Below are 3859 nucleotides of genomic sequence, written 5' to 3' on the forward strand. Positions count from 1 at the left end.
ACGGCCCTGGTGGTCGGGCCCGCCGCGACCGCACAGCGGGTGGCCGCGGCGGTGCTGCGGCGCCCGGAGTGCGGGGTGCGGCCGGTCGGGGTCGTCGCCGACGGTCCGGACGGCGGCGGGGTGCTGCCGGTGCTGGTGACGAGCGAGGAGATCGGGCGGGCGCTCGTACGCGACGGGGTGCGGGACGTACTGGTGGTGCACCCGTCGGTACGGGACCGGCGGGCGCCGCTGCTGCGGGCGCTGGCCGGGTCGGGGTGCGCGGTGTGGGAGCTGACCGCGGAGCCGGCCGGGGCGCCGGCGGACGCGGGGCGGGAACGGCTCGCCGGGTTCCCCTGCCGGCGGGTGCCGGACGGAGCGGACCGGCCGGGCGGCGGCGTCAAACGGGCCCTGGACGTGACCGTGTCGGCTCTTCTCCTGCTGCTGACGGGGCCGTTGCTGCTGGCCTGCGCGGTGGCGCTGCGGATCAGCGCGGGCCCCGGTGTGGTCTTCCGGCAGGAGCGCGTCGGCCAGGGCGGCCGGCCCTTCACCCTGCTGAAGTTCCGCACCCACCGCCCGGCCGACGCGCACGAGTCGGCGACCCGGTGGAGCGTGGCCGAGGAGCGGCGGATGCCGCCCCTGTGCCGCTTCCTTCGGCGGACCTCGCTGGACGAACTGCTCCAGCTGTGGAACGTCTTCCGGGGCGACATGAGCCTGGTCGGCCCGCGTCCCGAACGCCCGTACTTCGTCGCGCAGTTCAGCCGGACCTACCCGGGGTACGCGGCGCGGCACCGGATGCCGGCCGGTCTCACCGGTCTCGCTCAGGTCAGCGGCTTGCGCGGGAACACCTCCATCGAGGACCGGGCCCGGTTCGACAACGCGTACATCGACGACTGGTCGCTGTGGCGGGACGTGTGCATCCTGGCGCGCACGGCCGCCGCGCTCGTCCGCCCCACGGGGAGCTGAGCCGGTGAGTGTCGCCCTGCCCCGGTCCGCGGCGCGGTCCGCGACAAGTGTGCACGCGCGCGTGCGGGTACGGGTGCGGGTGCGGGTGCGGAACCTGCCGCCCGTCGCGGCGGTGACCGCCGTGGTCGCGCTGCTGGCCGTGCCCCTCGGGCCGGACGGCGGCAGCGGCGCGCACCCCGCCGACGCCGTGTCCGCGCTGGTGGTGCTGTACTGCGCGGTCCGCCTGGTGCGCGAGCGGCGGCGGCCGCTGTCGCGCACGGCGGCCGCGGTGCTGGGGCTGCCCGTGCTGGGACTGGCGCTGGCCGCCGCGGACGCCGCCTCGCCGGGCGCCGCTCTCGCCGGGTTCGGCCGCTATCTCCAGGTGTTCGTGCTCGTGCCGGCCGCCGTACTGCTGCTGGTGCGCGGGCGGGGCGACGTACGGCTGCTCGCCTGGGCGACCACGGGGCTGGCGCTCTGTCAGGGGGCGGTCGGCACGCACCAGTACGTCACGGCGACCGGTGCCTCGTACCAGGGCGCGACAGTGCGGGCGGTGGGGACGTTCGGGGCACAGGACGTGATGGGGATGGCGACCGTGGTGGCCCTGGGGCTGGTGTGCGCGGTGGGGCTGGCGCTGGGCCGGGGGCCGGTGCGTTCCCGGGTCGTCGCCGCCGGGTGCGCGGCCGTCCTGCTGGTGCCGCTCGCGCTGTCCTTCAGCCGCGGGGCATGGATCGCGACGGCGGTGGCCTGCGCGGCCCAGCTGCTTCTCGCCGGGGCGCGGCGGGCGCTGGCGGTGGGGGCGGCCCTGCTCGCGGCGGGCGTGGTCCTGGTCGGCGGGTTCGGCATCGGTACGGTGATGCTCCAGGAGCGGGTCGGCAGCATCGCCGAGGTCGCCGAGGCGCCGGACCGGTCGGTGACCGACCGGTACGCGATGTGGGCGGCGGCGGCCGGGATGTGGCGCGAGCGCCCGCTGACCGGCGTCGGTCTCAAGGGCTTCCCCGCGCACCGGGACGCGCACGCCTCGCTGGCGCTGTCCTCGGGCAGCGAGACCGACGGCGCGGGCGCCGGGTACGTACGGCAGCCGCTGCTCTCCCCGCACAACATGTACCTGCTGGTCCTCGCCGAGCAGGGGCTGATCGGGGTCACGGCCCTCGCGGGGAGCTGGCTGGCGCTGCTGGTGCTCGGGGTGCGGCGGCTGCGCGCGGCCCGTGCGGCGGGGTCTCCGCCGTGCGGCGGGCTCATCGCGTGCGGGCTGCTGGTGTGGCAGCTGACCGACTTCGCCTACGCCGACATCGGCGGGCCGTCGACCGTGCTGACGGCCGTATGCCTCGGCCTCGCGGCGCACTGGGCCCTCACCGGCGGGTGCCGGGAGGTGCCGGTCCGGTGAATCCGGTGAATCCGCTATATCCGGTGAATCCGGTGAATCCGGTCGATTCAATGGATCCAACGAACCCGATGAGGGCGATGAGGGCGACAGCCGTGCGGGGCGACGCGCGGATCCACGCCCACGCCCACGCGCGCGTGCCCGCGTCCGGGTCCGGGTCCGGGTCCGGGTCCGGGGCGGAGGGTACGGTGCCGTCCGATGTCGCCCTGCCCGGTATCGCCGTGGCGGACGGCGGCCGTTCCGGACGAGGGTTCCTCGCCCGCGCCGCCGCCGTCACGGCGGCGCTGTCCGTGGCCGGGTCGGTGCTCGGGCTGGCCCGGGACCAGTCGCTCGCGCGACTGTTCGGGGCGGGCGGCGAGACGGACGCCTTCCTGGTTGCGTGGACGGTGCCGGAGTTCGCGGCCACGCTGCTGATCGAGGACGGGCTTGCGTTCGCGCTGGTCCCGATGTTCAGCCTGGCCCTCGCCCGGCGGGCGGCGGGGGCGGCCGGCGATCCGGTGCGCGCGCTGGTCGCCGCGACGCTGCCCCGGCTGGCGCTCGCCTTCGCCGTGGCCGGCGCGCTGATCGTCGTAGCGGCGCCGCTGCTGGTGCGAGTGCTGGCGCCGGGGCTGTCCGAGCACGCGCTCGCGGTGGACTGCACGCGCCTCACCGCGACGTGCGTCCTCAGCTTCGGACTGGCCGGGTACTGCAGCGCGGTGCTGCGCGCGCACCGCCGCTTCCCCGCGCCGGCCGCGATCTACGTCGCCTACAACCTCGGCATCATCGCGACGATGTTCCTGCTCGGCGGGGCGCTGGGGGTGCGGGCGGCGGCGGCCGGGGTCGCGGTGGGCGGCTGTCTGATGGTGGCGGCGCAGGTGCCGTCGCTGGTCGCCGAGACGCGGAGGCGAAGGCAGAGGCAGAGGCAGAGGCAGAAGCAGAAGCAGAAGCAAGGGCGGCGACAGGAACGGCCGGCAGTCGGCCCCTCCGCCGCCGCGCAGCCCTCCACCGCGCATCCCGCCGCCCTGCCCCTCCTCCTCACCGTCCTCCTCTTCGCGCTCACCCGTCAGTCGCAGGTCCTCATCGAGCGCTTCCTCGCCTCCGGACTCGCCTCCGGTGCCATCTCCCACCTGAACTACGCGCAGAAGGTGGCGCAGATCCCGATGACGCTGTCGCTGATGCTGTGCACCGTCACCTATCCGGTGGTGGCGCGGGCGCTGGCCGACGGGGACACCGAACGGGCACGCGCGCGTGTGGAGCGGGACGTGGCGCTCGCCGCGACGCTCGTGCTGCTCGGCGCGGCCACGGTCATCGCGTGTGCCCCGCAGCTCGTCCGGCTGCTCTTCGAGCGGGGCGCGTTCACGCCCGCCGACACCGCCGCGACCGTCTCCGTGATGCGCGTGTACGCCCTCGGGCTGCTCGGCCAGACCGTGGTGGGGGCGCTGTCCCGCTGCTACTTCTCCGCCGGACGCGCGAGCTGGTACCCGGCGGCCGCGATGGCCGCCGGTGTCGTGGCCACCGGCGGGATCGGCGCGGCGGCCGTGGGCCGGTGGGGCGCGGCCGGTCTCGGCGCGGCCAACG

The 3859-nt window shown here is 76.2% G+C and carries 3 protein-coding genes; all 3 read left to right on the top strand.

Annotated elements, in window-relative coordinates; translation table 11 throughout:
- Window positions 1-942, top strand: a 942-nt coding sequence (locus UW392_RS24580) for a sugar transferase (protein ID WP_320777281.1), incomplete at its 5' end; no start/stop codon positions are given.
- Window positions 943-1003: 61 nt separating this feature from the next.
- A complete protein-coding gene (locus UW392_RS24585) occupies window positions 1004-2305 on the top strand; it encodes an O-antigen ligase family protein (protein WP_320777283.1) in 1302 nt (433 codons plus the stop codon).
- 77 nt (window positions 2306-2382) lie between these two features.
- Window positions 2383-3859, top strand: a 1477-nt coding sequence (locus UW392_RS24590) for a lipid II flippase MurJ (protein ID WP_320777282.1), incomplete at its 3' end; no start/stop codon positions are given.

The sequence above is a fragment of the Streptomyces sp. CRN 30 genome, from assembly GCF_034105845.1.